This window comes from Stenotrophomonas maltophilia (assembly GCF_002799155.1).
Lineage (GTDB): Bacteria > Pseudomonadota > Gammaproteobacteria > Xanthomonadales > Xanthomonadaceae > Stenotrophomonas > Stenotrophomonas maltophilia_R.
In genome coordinates this window covers 2506323-2526241 of record NZ_NERD01000002.1, presented here as the reverse complement: position 1 = coordinate 2526241, position 19919 = coordinate 2506323, and the positions used below count along the sequence as shown (strand labels likewise).

Below are 19919 nucleotides of genomic sequence, written 5' to 3'. Positions count from 1 at the left end.
CCGGCATCGCCGCGCAGGTATGCTTCGCCCATGGACACTCTTCGCCTGCTGGACCTGGACATCGATCGCCCGGCGCAGCGGGTCAGCCGGGCAGGTGAAGATCTGCCCGTTGCCGGCCTGAGCTGGACGCTGTTCGACGTGCTGCTGGCACACGGCACCGATGTGGTGGATTTCGACACGCTGGCCGCGCAGGTCTGGGCACCGGCGGTGGTGGGCGAAGATGCGGTCAGTCAACGGGTCAAACTTCTGCGCCAGGCGCTGGGCGATGACGGCCGTCGGCCGCGCTACATCCGTTCAGTACGTGGGCGCGGCTATCAGCTGTGCGTGCAGCCGGTGCAGATCACCGCACTGCCTGCCCGGTCCTGGTGGGGCCGCGGGGCGGGGTGGGGCCTGGCGGTCGTTGCAGTGCTGGGCATCGCCGCAATGCTGGCGTGGTGGTCACGGCCGGCAGCGCCCGGCGCGGCGCAGACGCTGCTGCAGCGTGCCGATTACTACGCTGGCATCGGCCAGGCCAGCAACAACGAGCGGGCCATCAGCCTCTACCGGCAGGCACTGCAGGCCGATCCGGAGTCCGCGCTGGCGCGGCGTGGCCTGTCACGTGCGTTGGCGGCGCAGGGCTGCCTGTTCAACGGCACGCCGGAACAGATGAAAGAGGCGCTGGCGCTGGCCGGCGAGGAGCGCAGGCGAGCGCCGCGCGATGCCGCTGCGCAGGCCCTGTGGGGCTATGCGCAGGATTGCCTCGGCAACATGCGGCAGGCCATGGCCGGTTACGCGCGTGCCCTGGCGCTGGAACCTGGCGACGAACGCAGCCGTGCATCGCTGGCCTACCTGCGGCAGGAGCGCGGCGAGCTGGCCTTGGCGCTGCGCGAGAACCTGTCACTGAAAGCGCCCGAGCGCGTGCGCTTCCGTGACGTGCAGGTAGCGCGCGAGCTGGAACTGCTGGGCTTCACCCGGGCGGCGGCGCAACGCCACGCGCGCAACTTCCAGCTCTACCCGGACAACCTCTTCTCCAATATCGCCTGGCCACGCAGCCTGTATCTGGCCGGCGCGCCGCATCAGGCCAGGCAGGCACTGGACGAAGCGCTGGCGCGCGGCACGCCGCATCCGCAGCTGCTGCGGTTGAAGGGGGAGTTGGCGCTGCTGGCTGGTGATCCTGCGACGGCAGCTGAGGCGTTCGAACGTGGTCGCCAGTTGCGGCCCCAGCAATCACTGGGCCAGACGCTGGCCGCCCTGTACGGCGCGCAGCCGGTGCAGGCCGGGTGGATCAGGCAGCGGCTGCAGCGGCTCAACACCAGCGAAAGCGGTAGCGATGGCTGGTCCGACACAGCTGTGGAGCGGGCACTGCTGTTGCAGGCCAGCGGACGCGAAGACGAGGCCGTCACGGCATTGCAGCAGGCCGTCGACGACGGCTTCCGCGACGTGGCGTGGCTGCGCGCCACGCCACTGTTCGTGCCCCTGCATGGCGCCCCGGGCTGGCCGGCGCTGCTGGAGCGCATCGATGCCGACATCGCCCGGCAGCGTGCGCAGGTGCTGGCCGCCGCGTGGCGCCCGGATGATCTCGCCACCCTCAGCGCAGCGCCGGCAGCAGGAACTCGGTGAGGATGCGCCGCGACTGCGGATGGGCGAAGGAGCGGTTGAAGGCTTGGCTGGTGACCACCGCCACCACGCGCCGATCAGGCAGCACGAACACATAGTTTCCGCCATTGCCGGACATCGCCCACACGGTGCGGGGCGAACCCTGCACATCGAGCTTCAGGCCCCACCACTGGTATCCGTAGTCGCTGCCATCGGGCGTGGTGGCCTGCGCCTGCACCATCGCCTCGATGTAGTCCTTCGGCACCAGCTGGCGCCCCTGCCAGCGGCCACCGTTGAGTACCAGCTGGCCGAACCGCGCCAGGTCGCGTGTGCGGTAGCGAGTGCCACCGCCGCCCATGCCGATGCCGTCCGGTGAGCGGTTCCACTGGCTGTGGGTGATGCCCAGCGGCTGCTCCAGCACGTGCGCGGCATAGTCCGCCAGGGGGCGGCCGCTGGCCTGTTCAAGCACGGCCCCAAGCACGAACGGATTGGCGGTGCAGTAGGCGAACGCGCGGCCATGCGGGCTGTGCTGCGGCCGCTGCATCCACGGCGCAAAGCCCTTCACCGGCAACGACAGCGTGAAGTCCAGCCACTTTTCGGTGACGTACATGCGCTCTTCGTGGCCGGCCGAGAACGGGTTTTCGTCATCGCACTCCCACAGGCTGCTCATGGTCAGCAAATCCTGCAGGGTGGTGGCGCGCAGGCGCGGGTCGATCGCGTGCTGCGCGGTGAAGGCCGGGAAGTAGTCGTACACCCGGGCCTGTACGCCGGGCACGCGTCCCTCGCCGATGGCGGCACCCACCAGCAGTGCCGTCACGCCCTTGCTGGCCGAACGCACGTCGTGCAGGGTCTGTGCATCGGCGCCGTTGAAGTAGCCCTCGTAGACCACCTTGCCGTCGACCTGCAGCAGCACGCTGCGGATCTGCTTGAGTTCATCGTGCGCAATGGCCTGCTGCAGCATCAGCAGGCGTGCCGGATCTGGAGGCGCGGCGCGCGTGGTGAAGGGCTGGGCACCCATGGCGCAGAGCAGGGTGAGGACGGGCAGGATCGAACGCATCGGCGGACTCCATCGAAAGGGAGGCCGATTGAGCCAGCGACCCGGCTGAAGTGCTGGAAAACGGCCTGAAGAATTCTGAAGGCCTTGTGCGACAGTGCCGCCGCCTGCTGCAGGTCGCCGTCTTCGATGTTGTCATGGTCGGTGCCCACGTCCATGCACGGTTGAAGATCCACAGCTGCCTTGGCCGAGGCACGAGCCCGTGGATGCAGCGTCGGCGCGTGTCCTGCTGCAGTGCATGAGGGTCGTTGCATGTCTGCCGAGTTGTCGTCACCCGGCGGGATATGCCTGTCCGCTGGACGACATGCCGCGACATCCGTACCGCAGGCACATCGGTTTGCTAACGTGGCTGCGCCTTCGAACCGGGAGATTCCATGTTCCGCCAGACAGTGGCCGTCCTTGCCGTGCTGATTGCCGGTGCCTTGCCCATTGCCGCGCATGCCGCGCCGGCGCAGCCGCCGATCTTCGGTGCCTACTACCCGGGTGGCTCGGCCGAGCGCTATCCGGTATCGAACATTCCGGCCGAGCGCCTCACGCATCTGTTCTATGCGTTCTCCACCATCGAGGACGGGCGATGCACGGTCGGGGCGGAAGCGCCGAAGAACTTCGCCGCGCTGGCTGAGCTCAAGAAGGCGCACCCGCATCTGCGCACGCTGATCTCCATTGGTGGCTGGGGTGCGGGCGGGTTCTCCGATGCGGCATTGACCGAGGCCAGCCGCAAGCGCCTGGTCGACTCCTGCATGGCGCTGTTCTTCGATCGTCATGCCGGCAGCTTCGACGGCGTGGACATTGACTGGGAGTTCCCGGTCAGTGGCGGGCCGAAGGAGCTGGCGCACCGCCCGCAGGACCGCGCCAACCTGACCCGGCTCGCGCAGGCATTCCGCCAGGCACTCGATGCGCGCGGTCGCAAGGTGGGGCAGCCGAAGCTGCTGACTGCCGCGTTGGCCGCCGGTCGCCTGCAGACCGATGGTCCCTACGATCCGGCAGCGAGCTACGACCTGCCGGCGCTGGCCAAAGTGTTCGATTTCATCAACCTGATGAGCTACGACATGGGTACCGGCTTCTCGGCGGTGTCGACCTTCAACGCCCCCTTGCATGAAGTGCCGACAGATCCATTGGCGCCGGAACTACGGCGCTGGAACAACGTAGCCGGCGCAGTGCAGTACTACCGCGAGCACGGTGTGTTGGCCGACAAGCTGGTCCTGGGCGTGCCGTTCTACGGTCGCGGCTTCAAGGTGACCGGCGATGGACCGGACGGCCTGTACCAGGCCTACAGCGCCCCGGCTGACGCAGGCGACTGGCGGGTCATCAAGGCGCGCTATCTCGATCAGCCGGGGTGGACGAAGCACTGGCAGCCGCAGGCGCAGAGCCCGTGGCTGTACAACGCCGGGCAGAAGGTTTTCATCAGCTATGAAGACCCACGCTCGATCGGGCTGCGTGCGCAGTTCGCCCGCGAGCAGGGCCTTGCCGGGGTGTTCATGTGGGAGCTGACCGGCGACGACGAGCAGGCCAGTCTGCTCAACGCCATGCTCGGCCCATGGCAGAAAGCGCGCATCGGCGATTGAGTCCGCCCTTCGCAGTGTCGAGCTTGCTCCGACTGCGCTTGGCGCGAACGGCAATCACGCAGGCTCGGCTCTACCGGGCCGGTGCGGGTAGCGGCAGCGCCCGGGCATGACCGGCAAAGGCTCAATTGGCCCAGACGCTGTTGGGATCGCCGTTGCGGGCGCGGCGTTGGCTGGCCACGGCCAGGCGGGCGAAGCCGAAGGCCATGGCCAGTGCGATGGCATCGACCCAGAACAGCGGCCAGTGGCCGTGCGCGGCCGCGAGCCACAGCCAGTCGCCACTGAGCGCACCGTGCAGGATCGGCACCAGCGCGGTGCTGATCGCTGCGGCCCACAGCAGTTCGCGCGCGGCCTGCGCGGGGCGGCGCAGTGCAGCCCACAGCGCACAGGCTGCCCAGCTGCCGAAGCAGGCCCAGCGGATGCCGTGGTCGACCGCCGCCGGTGCCAGCCGCTCGAGCACCAGTGCGGTGACGAACGCGATCGAAATCGCCACGCACAGGCCGATGCACACGCCGACCGTGGCCCGCGCCATGTTCACCCCGGCACGCGGCTGCTGCGGCTGGCGGCGCTTGCGCCGCGACTCGATCCACAACAGGTTGCCGGAGTAGAACAGGAAGGCACCGCCGAGACCGAGCAGGAAGTACAGCCAGACCACTACGCCGTTGCCGAACTCGCCGAAGTGCAGCGCGTAGGCAGCGCTGAGCGTAGCGTGGTTGGCGTCGCGCTGGCCCGGCAGCTGCGAGGCCAGCAGGTTGCCGGTGGCCACGTCCAGTGCTACGGCACCAAGCGGGCCGAGCGTGCCGGTGGATTCGCCGGTGATCTCGATGGTGGCATTGGCGTCGCCGCCATTGGCCAGCTTCAGGTAGGCCGGCTCGAAATTGGCCACGCCCTGGGCGCGGGCAACTTCAAGCGCACGTGCATGCAGCACGCGCAGGCTGCCCGGCGGCGCCGGAATGCCACTGGCGTCGCGCACGGGCGCGGTGTCCATCGCGGTCGGCACCGCCTGCAGCACCTTGCCGTCGTAGATCAGCGGGTTGAGCAGTGCCATCTGCACGAACACCAGGCAGAGCAGGGCGCCGGTGACCGCGAACATCAGGTGGAAGGGCAGGCTGAGCACGCCGATCACGTTGTGCGCGTCCTGCCACAGCTGCTTCAGGTTGCGGCCCGGACGCAGCGCGAACAGATCACCGAACAGCTTCGGTAGATGGATCACCAGGCCGCTGAGCAGCGCCATGCCATACAGCAGGCTGACGATGCCCATCACGTAGATGCCGGCCACCGGCAGGCCGAGGCTGTAATGCAGTTCGTTGACCAACTCGGCCAGCCCGGTCTGTGGGGGCGAGGTGCTGCCGGCGATCTGGCCCGGCCAGGCGTAACGCCAGCTGCCGTCATCGGCCTGCCAATAGGCCAGTGGCTGTGGATGCTCGGCGCCGGGGAAGGTCATGCCGACGTGGCGGCGGGCTTCCGGATGCGTGACCAGCACGTCTTCCAGCAGGTACTGCGCGTCGTCCAGGCCCGCCGGCAACGCAGTGGCTGCGCCTGGGGTCTGCCACAGCGGCAGGTCGTGATGGAACAGGGTCAACGCGCCTGCGTAGAAGGCCACGAACAGGCCGAAGCCGGCGACCAGGCCGACCCAGGTGTGCAGGGTGGTGAACGTACGCAGGGTCTGCGAACTGAACTTCATGGCATGGGTCTCATTGCACCGCGCCGGTCAGGCGCAGCAGCATCAGTACGGCGAAGCCGGCCGCAGCGCTGCCGGCCAGGGCCACCCAGGCGCGCAGCGCGCTGCGGAAGCTGAACGACCACAGGGCGGCCAGCATCCACAGCGGGATGAACGTGATCAGGCTGGGCACCAGCGCGTTCTGCCAGGGGCCTGGCGGCAGCCAGGTGACAAGTCCGGTCGCGGCAGCGGCCAGGAAGAAGCCGGCCACGATGCCGGCGAAGGCGCGCGGCCACATCAGGGCGACTCCGTGCCCGGGCGATGCCAGGCGGCCAGCGCCGGCAGCAGCATCGCCGCCAGCATCCAGGTGCACAGCATTGCCACCAGGCCAGCGGCGAAGCCGAGCTCGGCCATCCACAGCCACAGCGAGGCAGCGGCAGCGACCAGGCCGATCTGGCGGCCAAGGCGGCCGGCGCGGCGCAGGCGCGGCCAGCGACAGTGAGGCGAGGCGGCATAGAAGGCCAGCGCCGAGAACATCGCCGCCAGCATGCCCAGGCTGCAGAAGCCGAGCGTGGAAAGGCCGACGGTGATCATCGCGGGCAGCCGGCGCGACGGCGGGCCGGCGAACGCGGGACACGGGCGGGGCCGGCGGGAGCCGGTCGGAGCGGGTGGCGCATCACGGGGTCCTGGGGGAAGCGGGGCAGGCTGGCACGGGGCGACCTGCGGCGACATGGTAATCATTGCAATTTCCCCCCGCCAGCGAGGCCCATTCAGCGGACCGTACGGTAGTCCTTGGGCTTTCCGCCGGGCTGGTTTAAGATCATTGCAGAACCCCGACTGGAACAAGGTGGCCCGCGCCCAGCGCCGGCCGAGCGTGCGACATGAGCACTACCACCGCCCACTGTTGACCTGCCCCCGAAGGCCCTGTGTTCCAGGCGCCCTCGCGGCGCTTTTTTATTGCCCGGGCACAGCCCCGGGAACGCTTTCCGGCCCGCTCGGCGGGCCCCGCACGAAGCCACTGCGATGATCAACATTACTCTTCCCGACGGCAGCCGCCGCGAATTCGAAAATCCTGTCAGCGTCATGGACGTCGCCCAGTCGATCGGTGCCGGCCTGGCCAAGGCCACCATCGCCGGTTCGGTCGATGGCGTGCTGGTCGATGCCAGCGACGTCATCGACCACGATGCCAGCCTGCGCATCATCACCGCCAAGGACGAGGAGGGCGTGGAGATCATCCGCCACTCCTGCGCCCACCTGGTCGGCCACGCCGTCAAGCAGCTGTACCCGGACGTGAAGATGGTGATCGGCCCGGTCATTGCCGAGGGCTTCTACTACGACATCTACTCCGAGCGCCCGTTCACCCCGGACGACATGGCCGCGATCGAGAAGCGCATGGGCGAGCTGATCGCCCAGGACTACGACGTCATCAAGAAGGTGACGCCGCGCGCCGAAGTGATCGAGATCTTCAAGGCCCGTGGCGAGGACTACAAGCTGCGCCTGATCGAGGACATGTCCGACGACATCCAGGCGATGGGCATGTACTACCACCAGGAATACGTGGACATGTGCCGCGGCCCGCACGTGCCGAACACGCGCTTCCTGAAGGCCTTCAAGCTGACCCGCATTTCCGGCGCGTACTGGCGCGGCGACGCGCAGAACGAGCAGCTGCAGCGCATCTACGGCACCGCCTGGGCTGACAAGAAGCAGCTCGAGGCGTACATCAAGCGCATCGAAGAAGCTGAAATGCGCGATCACCGCCGCATCGGCAAGCAGCAGGACCTGTTCCACCTGCAGGAAGAGGCGCCGGGCCTGGTGTTCTGGCACCCCAAGGGCTGGGCACTGTGGCAGGTGGTCGAGCAGTACATGCGCAAGGTCTACCGCAGCAGCGGCTACGGCGAAGTGCGCTGCCCGCAGATCCTGGACGTGAGCCTGTGGAAGAAGTCCGGCCACTGGGACAACTACCAGGACAACATGTTCTTCACCGAGTCGGAGAAGCGCACCTACGCGGTCAAGCCGATGAACTGCCCGGGCCATGTGCAGGTGTTCAACCAGGGCCTGCACAGCTATCGCGACCTGCCGATCCGCTACGGTGAGTTCGGTTCCTGCCACCGCAACGAGCCGTCCGGCGCACTGCACGGCATCCTGCGCGTGCGCGGTTTCACCCAGGACGACGGCCATGTGTTCTGCACCGAGAGCCAGATCGAGTCGGAAGTGACCGCGTTCCACCAGCAGGCGCTGGCGGTCTACCAGCACTTCGGCTTCGACGAGATCCAGATCAAGATCGCGCTGCGTCCGGAATCGCGGCTCGGCGATGACGCCACCTGGGACAAGGCCGAAGGCGCGCTGCGCTCGGCGTTGTCCAGCTGCGGCGTGGAATGGCAGGAGCTGCCGGGCGAGGGTGCGTTCTACGGCCCAAAGATCGAGTACCACCTGAAGGACGCGATCGGCCGTACCTGGCAGCTGGGCACCATGCAGGTCGACTTCATGATGCCGGGCCGCCTCGGCGCCGAGTACGTGGACGAGAACAGCCAGAAGAAGCACCCGGTCATGCTGCACCGCGCCATCGTCGGCTCGATGGAGCGCTTCCTGGGCATCCTGATCGAGCACCATGCCGGCCAGTTCCCGGCCTGGCTGGCGCCGACCCAGGTGGTGGTGGCCAACATCACCGACGCCCAGGCCGACTACGTCTCGGGCGTGACCAAAACCCTTGCGGAGCAAGGCTTCCGCGTCAGCTCGGATTTGCGTAACGAGAAGATCGGCTATAAAATCCGCGAGCATACGTTGCAGCGCGTGCCCTACCTGCTGGTCATTGGTGACCGCGAGAAGGAAAATGGGGCTGTGGCGGTGCGTACGCGTTCTGGCGAAGACCTGGGCAGCATGAGCCTGCAGGCCTTCATCGAGCGGCTCCACGCCGAGGGCGCGTAAGCAAAGGTCCGGTCCGGGGGCACAGGCACCCGGACCGGTTCGATACCCTTGGGAGAACGTAATATCAGCACCCCTGACAACAAACAGAACCGCAAGAATCAGGAAATCCGTGTGCCGCGCGTCCGCGTGATCGGCAGTGACGGTGAAATGATCGGCGTGTTGTCGCGCGACGAAGCGCTGTCCATGGCCGAAGATGAAGGCCTGGACCTGGTCGAAATCCAGCCGCAGGCCGATCCGCCGGTCTGCAAGATCATGGACTTCGGCAAGTTCAAGTTCGAAGCGCAGAAGAAGGCCAGCGAGGCCAAGAAGAAGACCAAGCAGGTCGAGATCAAGGAAGTGAAGTTCCGTCCGGTCACGGACGAGGGCGACTACCAGATCAAGCTGCGCAAGATGCGCGGGTTCCTTGAAGATGGTGACAAGATCAAGGTCAACATCCGTTTCCGTGGCCGTGAAATGAGCCACCAGGAACTGGGTCGCGAAATGGCCAATCGGATCGAGACCGATCTGGGCGAGGACATCGTCATTGAATCCCGTCCGCGCCTGGAAGGGCGTCAGATGGTCATGATGATCGCGCCGAAGAAGAAGACCTGAGGCCTGACGGGCCGCCTTTCAGGGCGCCTGGCTGAATGGTTCAGGGTAAAGGGGCGCCGTTGGCGTCCCTTTGCTTTTGCAGGATGCCGGTGAACTGCCGGTAAAGGGTTGCAGGGGCTGGTGGCAGGGTGGTTTTGCCTGTATCATGCCCGGCTCGACCCACCCAGGACGGGTCGTACGCCGATCATGGCAGGATGGAAAGAGCGGCCCAGGCCGCCGCCAGATCAGTCAGAAACCAGGGTCATATCCCATCAAGGACATTGCAATGCCCAAGATCAAGACCAACCGGGCAGCGGCCAAGCGTTTCCGCAAGACCGCCTCGGGCAAGTACAAGTGCGGCCACGCCAACCGTAGCCACATCCTCACGAAGAAAGCGACCAAGCGTAAGCGTAATCTGCGTCAGACGGGCCATGTCCGTGCAGAAGACGCAGGCCGTCTGGACCGCATGCTCCCTTACCTCTGAGGAACTGAAAAATGGCACGAGTTAAGCGTGGCGTACAGGCGCGTCGCCGCCACAAGAAAATCCTGGATCTCGCCAAGGGCTATTACAATGCCCGTCGCAAGGTCTTCCGCGTCGCCAAGCAGGCGGTCATCAAGGCACAGCAGTACGCCTACATCGGCCGTAAGCAGAAGAAGCGCAACTTCCGTTCGCTGTGGATCACCCGTATCAATGCGGCTGCCCGCATCAACGGCCTGAGCTACAGCCGCTTCATGAACGGCCTGCTGAAGGCCGGCATCACCCTGGATCGCAAGGTCCTGGCTGACATCGCCGTGCACGACGCAGCCGGTTTTGCCGCGCTGGCTGAAAAGGCCAAGGGCGCGCTGGCGGCATAAGTCCTTCCCGATGCCGTAACCGTTCACTCGGAACGGTGTCAGGTCAAGGCAATGCATGGGGAAGGGCGCAAGTCCTTCCCCATTCTTTTTTGGGTCCCGGCGAGGCCACATCGGCAGCGCGGGGACGGCGGTGGCGACAGGGGTCGGCCCTTCGCGCATCGCGATGGCAGATCGACTGGAGTTCCGGCCCCCCATGAGCGACATCCAATCCCTCACCACCCAGGCGCTGGCCGATGTGGCCGCCGCACAGAGCCCCGACGTGCTGGAGCAGCTGCGCGTGGCCCTGCTTGGCAAGAGTGGCAGCATCACCTCGCAGCTCAAGCAGCTCGGCGCTCTGCCGGCCGACGAGCGCAAGGCCGCCGGTGAAGCGATCAACCAGGCCCGCGACGCGCTGACCCGCGCGCTGGGCGAGCGCAAGGCGCTGCTGGAGGACGCGGCACTGGATGCGCGCCTGGCCGCCGAAGCCATCGACATTACCCTGCCGGGCCGCAATGGCGACCGCGCCGGCCTGCACCCGATCACCCGCACCCTGGAGCGCATCACCGGCATCTTCGGCCGGCTGGGCTACGAACTCTCTGAAGGACCGGAGATCGAGGATGACTGGCACAACTTCGAGGCGCTGAATTTCCCGCCACATCACCCGGCGCGTGCCATGCACGACACCTTCTACTTCGGCGACGGCCGCCTGCTGCGCACGCACACCTCGGGCGTGCAGGTGCGCTACATGGGCGACCACGCGCCGCCGCTGCGCATGATCGCCGCCGGCAAGGTGTACCGCAGCGACAGCGACCAGACCCATTCGCCGATGTTCCACCAGGTGGAAGGCCTGCTGGTGGACGAGCATTCGACCTTCGCCGACCTGAAGGGCACGCTGGCCGAGTTCGTGCGTGCGTTCTTCGAGCGCGATTTCGAGATGCGCTTCCGTCCCAGCTACTTCCCGTTCGTTGAGCCGGGTGCGGAAGTGGACATCGCCTGGCAGCAGCCCGATGGCAGCACCCGCTGGCTGGAAGTGCTCGGCTGCGGCATGGTCCATCCGAACGTGCTGCGCAACGTCGGCATCGATCCGGAGCGCTACACCGGCTTCGCTTTCGGCATGGGCGTGGAGCGCTTCGCGATGCTGCGCTACGGCGTCAATGATCTGCGCGCGTTCTTCGAGAACGACGTGCGCTTCCTGAAGCAGTTCGCGTAAGCCGCAACCGTGCAGCGCCGAGCCCTGCTCGGCTGCCTTTCTGGATGGACGCCTCCTTGCGCATGCGCTGGGCGACCACAAAAAAACCGCAACGGGAGGCACGCCTCCCACCAGGGTGACACCATGAAATTCTCCGAAAACTGGCTGCGCAGCCACGTCCCGACCAGCGCTTCGCGCGATGAACTGAGTGCGGTGCTGACCGCCATCGGCCTGGAAGTGGAAGACGTGACCGCGCTGGGCGAGGGCCTCGATCAAGTGGTCGTGGCACGCATCGTCGAAGCGGTGCGCCATCCTGAAGCCGACCGCCTGCAGGTGTGCAAGGTCGATGCCGGGCAGGGCGAGCTGCTGCAGATCGTCTGCGGTGCGCCGAACGCGCGCCCGGGCCTGGTCGCGCCGCTGGCCATGGTCGGTGCGCAGATCGGCGAGCTGAAGATCAAGCCGGCCAAGCTGCGCGGCGTCGAGTCCAACGGCATGCTGTGCTCGGCCAAGGAGCTGGGCCTGGACAACGATGCGTCCGGCCTGCTGGAACTGCCGGATGACGCCCCCGTCGGCCAGGCCCTGGTCGACTATCTGGGCCTGCCGGACGCCAGCATCGAGATCAAGCTGACCCCGAACCGCGCCGATTGTTTCAGCCTGCGCGGCATCGCCTACGACGTCGCCGCTGCGACCCGCAGCGAAGTGCTGGACTTCGCCGCCGACGCCATCCCGGCGGTCGGCAGTCGTGAGCTGAGCATCCAGCTCGACGCCGGCGCCGAAGCGCCGCGTTACCTGGGGCGTGTCATCGAAGGCGTCAACGCCGCTGCCAAGACGCCGTTGTGGATGGCCGAGCGTCTGCGCCGCAGTGGCGTGCGCCCGGTCTCGCTGCTGGTCGACATCACCCAGTACGTGATGCTCGAGCTCGGCCAGCCGATGCATGCCTACGACCTCGGCACCCTGCAGGGCAGCATCGCCGTGCGCCGTTCGCGCGCCGGTGAAAGCCTCAAGCTGCTGGATGGCCGTGATGCCGCGCTGGACGACAGCTTCCTGGTGGTTACCGACGCCGATCGCGCGGTCGGCCTGGCCGGCCTGATGGGGGGCTTCGATACCCGCGTCACCGACGCCACCACTGCCGTGTTCCTGGAGGCTGCGCATTTCGCGCCCGCCGCGATCATGGGCCGTGGCCGCAAGCTGGGCCTGCACACCGATGCCGGCCACCGCTTCGAGCGTGGTGTCGACCCGGCGTTGCCGCGCATCGCGATCGAGTACGCCACCCGCCTGGTGCTGGACCTGGCCGGGGGTACCCCGGCGCCGGTCACCGAGGCGGTGCGTGATGCCGATCTGCCGCAGCCGGCAACCATCGTGCTGCGCCGCGCCCGCATCACTCGCGTGCTCGGCATCACCATCGAAGATGCGGAAGTCGAGCGCATCCTGCGCGCGCTGGGCATGGAGGTGGTTGCCACCGCCGATGGCTGGCAGGTGGCCGCGCCAAGCCGCCGCTTCGACATCGCCATCGAAGAAGACCTGATCGAAGAGTTGGCCCGCATCCACGGTTACGAGCAGATCCCGACCACGCTGCCGGGCGGCGCCTCGCGGGTGGCGATGCCGAGCGAGACCCAACTGGACGCGCTGAGCGTGCGTCGCCAGTTGATTGCCCGTGACCAGCAGGAAACCGTCAATTTCGCTTTCGTCGACGATGCGCTGCTGACCCAGTGGCAGCTGCGCGACGGCCTGGTGCCGCTGGCCAATCCGCTGTCGGCCGAACTGGCCGTGATGCGCCCGTCGTTGCTGCCCGGCCTGGTCGCCACGCTGGGCCGTAACGCTGCCCGCCAGTTGGGCCGCGTGCGCCTGTTCGAGATCGGCCGCGTGTTCGCCCAGCAGGCCGGTGAAGGTCAACCTGCACCGCTGGAAACCCCGCGCGTGGCCGCTGCGGTCTGCGGTGACGCGCAGGCGGTGCAGTGGGGCCTGCCGGCCCGCAAGGTCGATTTCCATGACCTGAAGGGCGACCTGGAATCGCTGGCGGCCGCCAGTGGCGCGCAGCTGGAGTTCCGTCCGTCCGCCCGCGCCTACGGCCACCCGGCGCGTTCGGCTGAGGTGCTCCGTGATGGCGTGGCGATCGGCTGGATCGGCCAGGTCCACCCGCGCCTGGCCAAGGCGATGGAGATCGAAGCCGACGTCTATGCCTTCGAGCTGGACCTGGAGCCGCTGACCGCCCGCCGCCTGCCGCGTGCCGGCGAACTGTCGCGCTTCCCGGCGGTGCGCCGCGACCTGGCGTTCCTTGTGCCTGAACAGGTGGCCTGGACCGATCTGGCGGCCACCGTCCGCCAGGCCGCTGGCCCGCTGCTGCGCGACCTGAACCTGTTCGACCGCTATGTCGGCCAGGGCGTCGAGCCGGGATTCAAGAGTCTCGCTATGGGCTTGATTTTGCAGGACAAGTCGCGCACTCTGACGGACCGCGACGTGGATGCGGTGGTGGCCGAGGCGGTCACTGCCATCGAGCGTGAACACCACGCCCGGATCCGCGGCTGAGCGGGCAGCACTCGGGGGTAGCAGGCAATGGCATTGACCAAGGCGGAGATGGCGGAAAAGCTGTTCGACGAAGTCGGTCTGAACAAGCGGGAAGCCAAGGAATTCGTCGACGCGTTTTTCGATGTGCTGCGTGAAGCATTGGAACAGGGACGTCAGGTGAAGCTGTCGGGCTTCGGTAATTTCGATCTGCGGCGCAAGAACCAGCGCCCGGGTCGCAACCCCAAGACCGGCGAGGAAATTCCGATTTCCGCCCGTACGGTGGTCACCTTCCGTCCGGGCCAGAAGCTCAAGGAGAGGGTGGAAGCTTATGCTGGATCCGGGCAGTAACCGCGAACTACCGCCGATCCCGGCCAAGCGCTACTTCACCATCGGTGAGGTCAGCGAGCTGTGCGACGTCAAGCCGCACGTCCTGCGCTACTGGGAAACCGAGTTTCCCAGCCTTGAGCCGGCCAAGCGCCGAGGCAACCGCCGCTATTACCAGCGCCATGACGTGCTGATGGTGCGGCAGATCCGCAGCCTGCTGTACGAACAGGGCTACACCATCGGTGGTGCACGCCTGCGTCTGGACGGTCCCGATGCCCGCGAGGAATCGGCGCTGAGCAACCAGATCATCAAGCAGGTGCGCATGGAGCTGGAAGAAGTGCTGCAGTTGCTGCGTCGCTGATCCCATTTCCATCATAATCCGCTATACTTCACGGCCCGCCGCACTGGCGGGCACATCGCAGCATCAGTCGGGGCGTAGCGCAGCCTGGTAGCGCATCTGCCTGGGGGGCAGAGGGTCGTCGGTTCGAATCCGGCCGTCCCGACCACTGTGATGAATCAAGAAGCCTGCGCAGCGATGCGTGGGCTTTTTTGTGCGTGCGGCAGAGGCCGATCATGCACCCGCGAAGCGGTAGATCAGCTCCGGGTCGCCTTCGTCCAATCCATGCACGATGCCGCTGTCGATGAATCCCGACGCAGCGAGCAGGCGCTGCATGCCGATGTTTGAGGCATTGGTCGAGGTGAACAGTTTGCGCCGGCCGTGCAGTGCGATGGCCTGGCGCAGCAGTGCGGTACCGATGCCCTGGCCGCGCTGTGCGTGCGCCACCATCAGCATTTCGACGAAGGATTCGCCGAAGAAGTGGTGATGAATGACCAGGTAGCCGACGGCCCTGCCGTTCTGCTCGGCAACCTGCACGCCGCCGCGTGCCAGCCAGTCGCCGATCTGCAGGGCCCGGCCTGGATCGTTGGCCGCCACGCTGTCGAGCGCAATCAAGGCATCGGCGTCCTGGATGCTGCCGTCACGCAGGTGTGCGGAGTGGGAAGTCCGGCTCATCGCGGGCGCAGCTGCAGCAACAAGCCGCCGCCCGACACAAAGCAGGCGAGCAGGACGGCGATCGACAGCGGCAGGTGGAATTCATCGCGACCGAACAGAGCAAACGCCAGATGGATCAGCGCCGTGCCAATACCGAGTGCGCCACAAACCAGCGCATGGCCGCGCGCCGACGATGTGCCCAGCAGGGTCTGGCGATACCCCCAAAGCACGAAGCCGATCGCAAGCAGGTTGAACAGCAGGAAGCCCTGGATGCCACCGGGCACATGGAACATGGCCCATTCCTGCCAGAACGCAGCGTCGATCTGATGCAGGATCAACGCCAACAGCGTCGCCAGATACCATCGTTCCATGTCGCGCTCCCTGCCATGTACAGGCCACAGTCTATCGGCTCTGTCCCGCACGCATGCCTACCCGCCGCAGCCAGCGCGTGCTCGGCAGTCAGTACACACGGAACTCGGCACGGCAGCCGTCGCTGACCCAGATCCCGCGTCGGTCCCAGCCCCAGTTCTGGTCCTCGATGCAGGCCGTCACCGATTTCTGCTTGACCAGGCGCACCTCGTGGCGCACACGGATACGGCATTCCTTGTCCTTCTTTTCGTAGGACTCGCAGACCAGGCGTTCGCCGTCATCGTCGCGATCCCGGCCGCGCCCTGGCCAGCGTCCGCGCCCATATCCGTCGGCGACGAACTCGGCGCGACAGCCGTCGGTCACCCACAACATTCGCCGGCTCTGGCCCCAGTTCTGGTTCTCCACGCAGCGGGTGACCGACAGTTGCCTGGCCAGGCGCATCGGGCCCTCGATGGGGCATTGCTCGGTCTTGTTGAACTGGGATTCGCAGCGCAGCGCTGGAATGTGGTCAGTGTCGTAGGCCTGGGCGGCCACGGTGCTGGTGGCCAGCAGCAGGGCGAGGGTGGAGGCGGCAAACGGAAGTTGCAGGCAATGGATCATGGAGAGCCTCGGCAGGGGAACGGGCCGCAAGAATGACCCAGCCCGGGGCCGTCGGAACGGATCGTTCCGGAAGTGGCTCAGTAGGGATTTAGTAGTACGCGCGGGCCCATGCAGAGGCTTACATCCCGTATCATCGCTGCACATCCGATCGCATCGGTTTACACCTTCTTACATGTCTTCCACGCCTGTCGGCGCAGCCTGTAGCTGCCGTCACTGGTGTGCGGGCGGCCTGTGGGGGAGGATGCGCGGACCACGACGACCACAGGGGGTTGCGTTGATCAGCAGTACCGTCATTCATCGCTCGGCCGACGCAGGCGGCGCCGAGGTGCGGGTCCTGGACACCACGTTCAAGGGCAAGCATGTGTTCATCGCCTGGGGCCTGCGCGGGCCGGAACTGACCCGCAGCGCGGACCCGGCCGCCACCGTGGCCGCACGCAAGGCGCTGCACGCGGTTGCCGGCCATAGCGAAGGGCCACGCAGCCCGGAAGTGTTCATCGCCAACCAGTCGGCGGTGGCGATCACCGTCTATCGCCTGCTCACCGAAGCGCGCTCCGGCGATGCCATCTTCTTCCTGTGTGATTCGCAGGCGGTGGTCGACTGGCTGATCACCGCGCTGGAAGTGCAGGGCGCGGACTGATTCCGCGCCGTGTCGCAAGCAGGATCAGGCCAATGCCGCGTCGACCGCGGCCCGCGCATGCAGGGCAGTGGTATCGAACAACGGCACTGCACTGTCCTCCGGGCGTACCAGCAGCATGATCTCGGTGCAGCCGAGAATGATCGCTTCGGCGCCGCGTTCGACCAGGCGTGCGATCACGTCGGCGTAGACCTGTCGTGAGCGCTCGCGGACCACGCCGGCGATCAGTTCCTGGTAGATGATGTCGTGCACGCTGCGGCGATCTTCGGCATCGGGGACCAGTACCTCCAGGCCGAAGCGATCCTGCAGCCGGCCGCGGTAGAAGTCCTGTTCCATGGTGAAGGCGGTGCCGAGCAGGCCCACCCTGCGTGCGCCTGCCTGCACGATGGCCTGGGCGGTGGGGTCGGCGATATGCAGCAGCGGCAGTGGGCAGGCCGCCTCGATGCGGTCAGCCAGCTTGTGCATGGTGTTGGTGCAGACCAGCAGCAGATCGGCGCCACCGGCCTGCAGGCGCCGTGCGGCGTCAACCATGTGGTCGCCCAGTGCAGCCCAGTCGCCGTCATGCTGCAGCTGCTTGATGCCGGCGAAATCCACCGACCACAGCAGCAGTTGCGCCGAATGCGCGCCTCCCAGGCGCTGCCGTACGTCCTCGTTGATGAGACGGTAGTACTGGGCCGAGCTTTCCCAGCTCATGCCGCCGATCAGGCCAAGGGTCTTCATGCACAGCTCCATGCCAGGAGCCCTCATTGCAGCACAGCCGATACGGGAGTTGCACTACACATTAGCGACTGCTAATGTGTTGGCCATGATCGAGAACGCCCTGTTCAAGGCGCTGGCCGACCCCACCCGCCGCCATATCTTCGAAAAGCTGGCCGATGGCGGGCAGCATGCCAGTGCACTGCGCGAGGGCATGGCGATCAGCCAGTCCGCGATGTCCCAGCACCTGGCGGTGCTGCGCGATGCCGGGCTCGTGAGCGAACAGCGTCAAGGCCGCTTCGTCCACTACGAGGTCGATCCGCGCGGGCTGGCCCACATCGGCCGCTGGTTGCAGCGTTACCGGGCCTATTGGCCGGCGCGGATGTCCGCACTGCAGAACCTGCTGGAGGAGATGGACTGATGGACGATGTTCTGAACGAAGCGGTTCCGGCGTTGGTGATGGAGCAGCGGCTGCCAGCGCCACCGGAGCGGGTCTGGCGCGCACTGTTCGATCCGGCGCTGCGTGAGCGCTGGTTGCCTGCGGCCGATCTTGCCGATCCGCAGCCCTGCCTGTGCGAACAGGGGCGGGAGCTGGGTTTCCACCTGCGAGACGCGCATCCCCCACATCTGCACAGCCTGGTGTGTTTCCGGCTGCGCGCGGACGAGGGTGGAGGAACGGTGCTGACCATCGTGCATCGGCTCACCGACCTGCGCGCGCTGATGCCGCCGGCCTCCAACGACGACCATCGCACGGTGATGCGCGCGGCTTGAGCCGGCGCCTGGATCGAACACTACAGGGAGCAGGCACATGCGGGACAGAATGCAGCTGGTACCGATGGTGGTGGAACGCAGCGAGCGCGGCGAGCGCTCCTATGACATCTACTCGCGGCTCCTGCGTGAACGCATCATCTTCCTCAACGGCGAAGTCGATGACACCGTGTCGGCGCTGGTCTGCGCGCAGCTGTTGTTCCTGGAATCGGAAAACCCGGAAAAGCCGATCCATCTGTACATCAACTCACCGGGCGGGGTGATCTCCAGCGGCCTGGCGATGTACGACACGATGCAATACATCTCCGCTCCGGTGCATACCCTGTGCATGGGCACCGCGCGCTCGATGGGCTCGTTCCTGCTGATGGCCGGCGAACCTGGCCACCGCGCGGCGTTGGCCAACGCGAGCCTGCACGTGCACCAACCGCTGGGGGGCGTCCAGGGCCAGGCGTCCGACATCTTCATCCACGCCGAGGAGATGCAGCGCACAAAGCAGCGCATCACCCGGCTGTATGCGCAGCATTGCGGACGCAGTGTCGAGGAGGTCGAGCAGACCCTGGACCGCGATCGTTTCATGAGTGCCGAGCAGGCACGCGAATGGGGCCTGATCGACCAGGTACTGGCACGGCGCGACGCGCTCGTGGCCTGAGCCTGCCACTGTAACCACCACATCCATGCTGCGCTGTATGTGCCGCACCAGCCAGGCCGCCACTATGCTGGTGCGGTCTTCTGAAGTGGATGTCCGATATGGCCCTGCATACCTGGTGGTGGTTCCTCGCCACGGTGTTCGTTCTGTGTGGCACGCCGGGGCCGAACATGCTGCATATCCTTGGCCGCAGCGTCGGGCTCGGATTCCGCGGCAGCGTGCCGGCGATGGCTGGCTGCCTGTTGGCGATGCTGCTGGTGCTGGCGGCTTCCGCAGCCGGCTTGAGTGCGCTGCTGCATTCCTCGCCGATGCTGTTCGAGGTGCTGCGCTATCTGGGCGTGGCCTATCTGGCCTGGTTGGGCCTGAAGGCATGGCGTGACAGCACCCGGCCGGCGCCGCCGATGGTGGTGGACGCAGCTCTGCCGATCGCGCCGGTGCTCGGCGCAGGAACAGTGTTCCGCGGCGGTCTCCTGGTGGGCTTGAGCAATCCCAAGCTGCTGCTGTTCGCGGCGGCGTTCCTGCCGCAGTTCGTGGACCCCTCGCGTGGCCAGGCATTGCAGTACAGCGTGCTGGTGGTCACCTTCGCTGGCTGCGAACTGTTCTGGTACGTGATGTATGCCGCCGGAGGCCATGGCCTGCGCCGTTGGCTGGCCAAGCCGTTTGCGCGACGCTGGTTCGAACGGCTGGTGGGGAGCGTGTTCCTGGTGTTCGCGGTTGCCCTGCTGCGTTTCCGTCCGCGCTGATTCACGCCGCGCACGCGGCCTGTTCACGACTGCCGCATCGGCCACGGCCTAGCCTGACCATCCAGTACGCAGTCCCTGCGGGGAAAGGTTTGACATGATCAAGTGGGCCATCATCTTCGCAATCATCGGCGTCATTGCAGGCGTGCTCGGCTTCGGCGGCATTGCCGGTGCCGCCGTCGGCATCGCCAAGTTCCTGTTCTGGGCCGGCATCATCATCGCCGTGGTGCTGTTCCTGCTCGGCATGACCGTAGCGAAGAAGGTCAGCTAGCGCTGA

Annotated in this window: 24 protein-coding genes and 1 tRNA gene; 17 read left to right on the top strand and 8 right to left on the bottom strand. The window is 66.6% G+C overall.

The window, feature by feature from the left end:
- Window positions 1–30 precede the first annotated feature (30 nt).
- Entirely contained in the window at window positions 31–1599 is a 1569-nt protein-coding gene (locus tag B9Y82_RS12410) for a winged helix-turn-helix transcriptional regulator (RefSeq protein ID WP_100473460.1), read from the top strand.
- Here B9Y82_RS12410 and B9Y82_RS12405 read toward each other — a convergent pair.
- Window positions 1568–2632 carry a serine hydrolase domain-containing protein gene (locus tag B9Y82_RS12405; RefSeq protein ID WP_100473459.1) on the bottom strand — a complete coding sequence of 355 codons (1065 nt, stop codon included), beginning with the start codon at window positions 2630–2632 and terminating at the stop codon, window positions 1568–1570. The two genes, B9Y82_RS12410 and B9Y82_RS12405, sit on opposite strands and share 32 nt — an antisense overlap.
- Before the next feature lie 371 nt (window positions 2633–3003).
- Between B9Y82_RS12405 and B9Y82_RS12395 the strand changes: the two genes are divergently transcribed.
- On the top strand, window positions 3004–4194 hold the full coding sequence (locus B9Y82_RS12395) for a glycoside hydrolase family 18 protein (protein ID WP_100473457.1): 1191 nt from the start codon (window positions 3004–3006) through the stop codon (window positions 4192–4194).
- Between the two features lie 121 nt (window positions 4195–4315).
- Here the strand turns inward: B9Y82_RS12395 and B9Y82_RS12390 are convergent, their stop codons facing one another.
- Genes B9Y82_RS12390 through B9Y82_RS12380 form a run of 3 tightly spaced genes read right to left on the bottom strand, consistent with a single transcriptional unit; the run spans window position 4316 to window position 6445 of the window.
- A complete protein-coding gene (locus B9Y82_RS12390) occupies window positions 4316–5875 on the bottom strand; it encodes a PepSY-associated TM helix domain-containing protein (RefSeq protein WP_100473456.1) in 1560 nt (519 codons plus the stop codon).
- A 10-nt stretch (window positions 5876–5885) separates the two neighbouring features.
- Window positions 5886–6149, bottom strand: coding sequence for a hypothetical protein (locus B9Y82_RS12385; protein ID WP_100473455.1), 264 nt, complete (start codon window positions 6147–6149; stop codon window positions 5886–5888).
- Entirely contained in the window at window positions 6149–6445 is a 297-nt protein-coding gene (locus B9Y82_RS12380) for a hypothetical protein (protein WP_100473454.1), read from the bottom strand. The genes B9Y82_RS12385 and B9Y82_RS12380 overlap by 1 nt, the downstream gene beginning before the upstream one ends.
- Window positions 6446–6874: 429 nt before the next feature.
- Between B9Y82_RS12380 and thrS the strand changes: the two genes are divergently transcribed.
- From thrS to B9Y82_RS12335, 9 genes are all read left to right on the top strand, one after another.
- A complete protein-coding gene (gene thrS / locus B9Y82_RS12375) occupies window positions 6875–8776 on the top strand; it encodes a threonine--tRNA ligase (RefSeq protein WP_100473453.1) in 1902 nt (633 codons plus the stop codon).
- Window positions 8777–8824: 48 nt separating this feature from the next.
- On the top strand, window positions 8825–9367 hold the full coding sequence (gene infC / locus B9Y82_RS12370; protein WP_005410437.1) for a translation initiation factor IF-3: 543 nt from the start codon (window positions 8825–8827) through the stop codon (window positions 9365–9367).
- Window positions 9368–9632: 265 nt separating this feature from the next.
- A complete protein-coding gene (rpmI, locus tag B9Y82_RS12365; protein WP_005410436.1) occupies window positions 9633–9830 on the top strand; it encodes a 50S ribosomal protein L35 in 198 nt (65 codons plus the stop codon).
- A gap of 11 nt (window positions 9831–9841) precedes the next feature.
- Window positions 9842–10201 carry a 50S ribosomal protein L20 gene (gene rplT, locus B9Y82_RS12360; RefSeq protein ID WP_005410435.1) on the top strand — a complete coding sequence of 120 codons (360 nt, stop codon included), beginning with the start codon at window positions 9842–9844 and terminating at the stop codon, window positions 10199–10201.
- Between the two features lie 193 nt (window positions 10202–10394).
- The gene (locus B9Y82_RS12355) at window positions 10395–11390 is read left to right on the top strand and encodes a phenylalanine--tRNA ligase subunit alpha (RefSeq protein ID WP_005417865.1); all 996 of its coding nucleotides are present in this window, start codon (window positions 10395–10397) and stop codon (window positions 11388–11390) included.
- Window positions 11391–11513: 123 nt separating this feature from the next.
- Entirely contained in the window at window positions 11514–13895 is a 2382-nt protein-coding gene (gene pheT, locus B9Y82_RS12350; protein ID WP_100473452.1) for a phenylalanine--tRNA ligase subunit beta, read from the top strand.
- Between the two features lie 27 nt (window positions 13896–13922).
- Entirely contained in the window at window positions 13923–14222 is a 300-nt protein-coding gene (locus tag B9Y82_RS12345) for an integration host factor subunit alpha (protein ID WP_005410432.1), read from the top strand.
- Window positions 14203–14559 carry a MerR family transcriptional regulator gene (locus B9Y82_RS12340; RefSeq protein WP_005410431.1) on the top strand — a complete coding sequence of 119 codons (357 nt, stop codon included), beginning with the start codon at window positions 14203–14205 and terminating at the stop codon, window positions 14557–14559. Before B9Y82_RS12345 ends, B9Y82_RS12340 begins: the two co-directional genes overlap by 20 nt.
- A 68-nt stretch (window positions 14560–14627) precedes the next feature.
- Window positions 14628–14704, top strand: a tRNA-Pro gene (locus tag B9Y82_RS12335).
- Window positions 14705–14769: 65 nt separating this feature from the next.
- Here the strand turns inward: B9Y82_RS12335 and B9Y82_RS12330 are convergent.
- The 3 genes from B9Y82_RS12330 to B9Y82_RS12320 all read right to left on the bottom strand — a co-directional run bounded on the left by B9Y82_RS12330 (window position 14770) and on the right by B9Y82_RS12320 (window position 16158).
- Complete coding sequence (locus tag B9Y82_RS12330; protein WP_100473451.1) at window positions 14770–15210, bottom strand: GNAT family N-acetyltransferase; 441 nt, start codon at window positions 15208–15210, stop codon at window positions 14770–14772.
- A complete protein-coding gene (locus tag B9Y82_RS12325) occupies window positions 15207–15560 on the bottom strand; it encodes a DUF6713 family protein (protein ID WP_100435045.1) in 354 nt (117 codons plus the stop codon). Before B9Y82_RS12325 ends, B9Y82_RS12330 begins: the two co-directional genes overlap by 4 nt.
- 88 nt (window positions 15561–15648) lie before the next feature.
- Complete coding sequence (locus B9Y82_RS12320) at window positions 15649–16158, bottom strand: DUF3011 domain-containing protein (RefSeq protein ID WP_100473450.1); 510 nt, start codon at window positions 16156–16158, stop codon at window positions 15649–15651.
- 241 nt (window positions 16159–16399) lie between these two features.
- On the opposite strand from B9Y82_RS12320, the gene B9Y82_RS12315 reads away from it, so the two are divergent.
- Window positions 16400–16795, top strand: a complete 396-nt coding sequence (locus tag B9Y82_RS12315) for a hypothetical protein (RefSeq protein ID WP_100435043.1) — start codon at window positions 16400–16402, stop codon at window positions 16793–16795.
- A 24-nt stretch (window positions 16796–16819) separates the two neighbouring features.
- Here B9Y82_RS12315 and B9Y82_RS12310 read toward each other — a convergent pair whose 3' ends face one another.
- On the bottom strand, window positions 16820–17512 hold the full coding sequence (locus B9Y82_RS12310) for an aspartate/glutamate racemase family protein (RefSeq protein ID WP_100475226.1): 693 nt from the start codon (window positions 17510–17512) through the stop codon (window positions 16820–16822).
- A gap of 85 nt (window positions 17513–17597) precedes the next feature.
- Here B9Y82_RS12310 and B9Y82_RS12305 point away from each other — a divergent pair, with 85 nt between their 5' ends.
- The 5 genes from B9Y82_RS12305 (at window position 17598) to B9Y82_RS12285 (ending at window position 19913) form a co-directional block, all read left to right on the top strand.
- Window positions 17598–17909, top strand: coding sequence for an ArsR/SmtB family transcription factor (locus B9Y82_RS12305; RefSeq protein WP_100473449.1), 312 nt, complete (start codon window positions 17598–17600; stop codon window positions 17907–17909).
- A complete protein-coding gene (locus tag B9Y82_RS12300; protein WP_087923174.1) occupies window positions 17909–18259 on the top strand; it encodes a polyketide cyclase in 351 nt (116 codons plus the stop codon). Before B9Y82_RS12305 ends, B9Y82_RS12300 begins: the two co-directional genes overlap by 1 nt.
- A gap of 37 nt (window positions 18260–18296) precedes the next feature.
- Window positions 18297–18905 carry an ATP-dependent Clp protease proteolytic subunit gene (locus B9Y82_RS12295; protein ID WP_087923173.1) on the top strand — a complete coding sequence of 203 codons (609 nt, stop codon included), beginning with the start codon at window positions 18297–18299 and terminating at the stop codon, window positions 18903–18905.
- 98 nt (window positions 18906–19003) lie between these two features.
- Entirely contained in the window at window positions 19004–19645 is a 642-nt protein-coding gene (locus B9Y82_RS12290) for a LysE family translocator (protein WP_100473448.1), read from the top strand.
- A 94-nt stretch (window positions 19646–19739) separates the two neighbouring features.
- Window positions 19740–19913 carry a DUF1328 domain-containing protein gene (locus B9Y82_RS12285; RefSeq protein ID WP_006380555.1) on the top strand — a complete coding sequence of 58 codons (174 nt, stop codon included), beginning with the start codon at window positions 19740–19742 and terminating at the stop codon, window positions 19911–19913.
- Window positions 19914–19919: the final 6 nt, after the last annotated feature.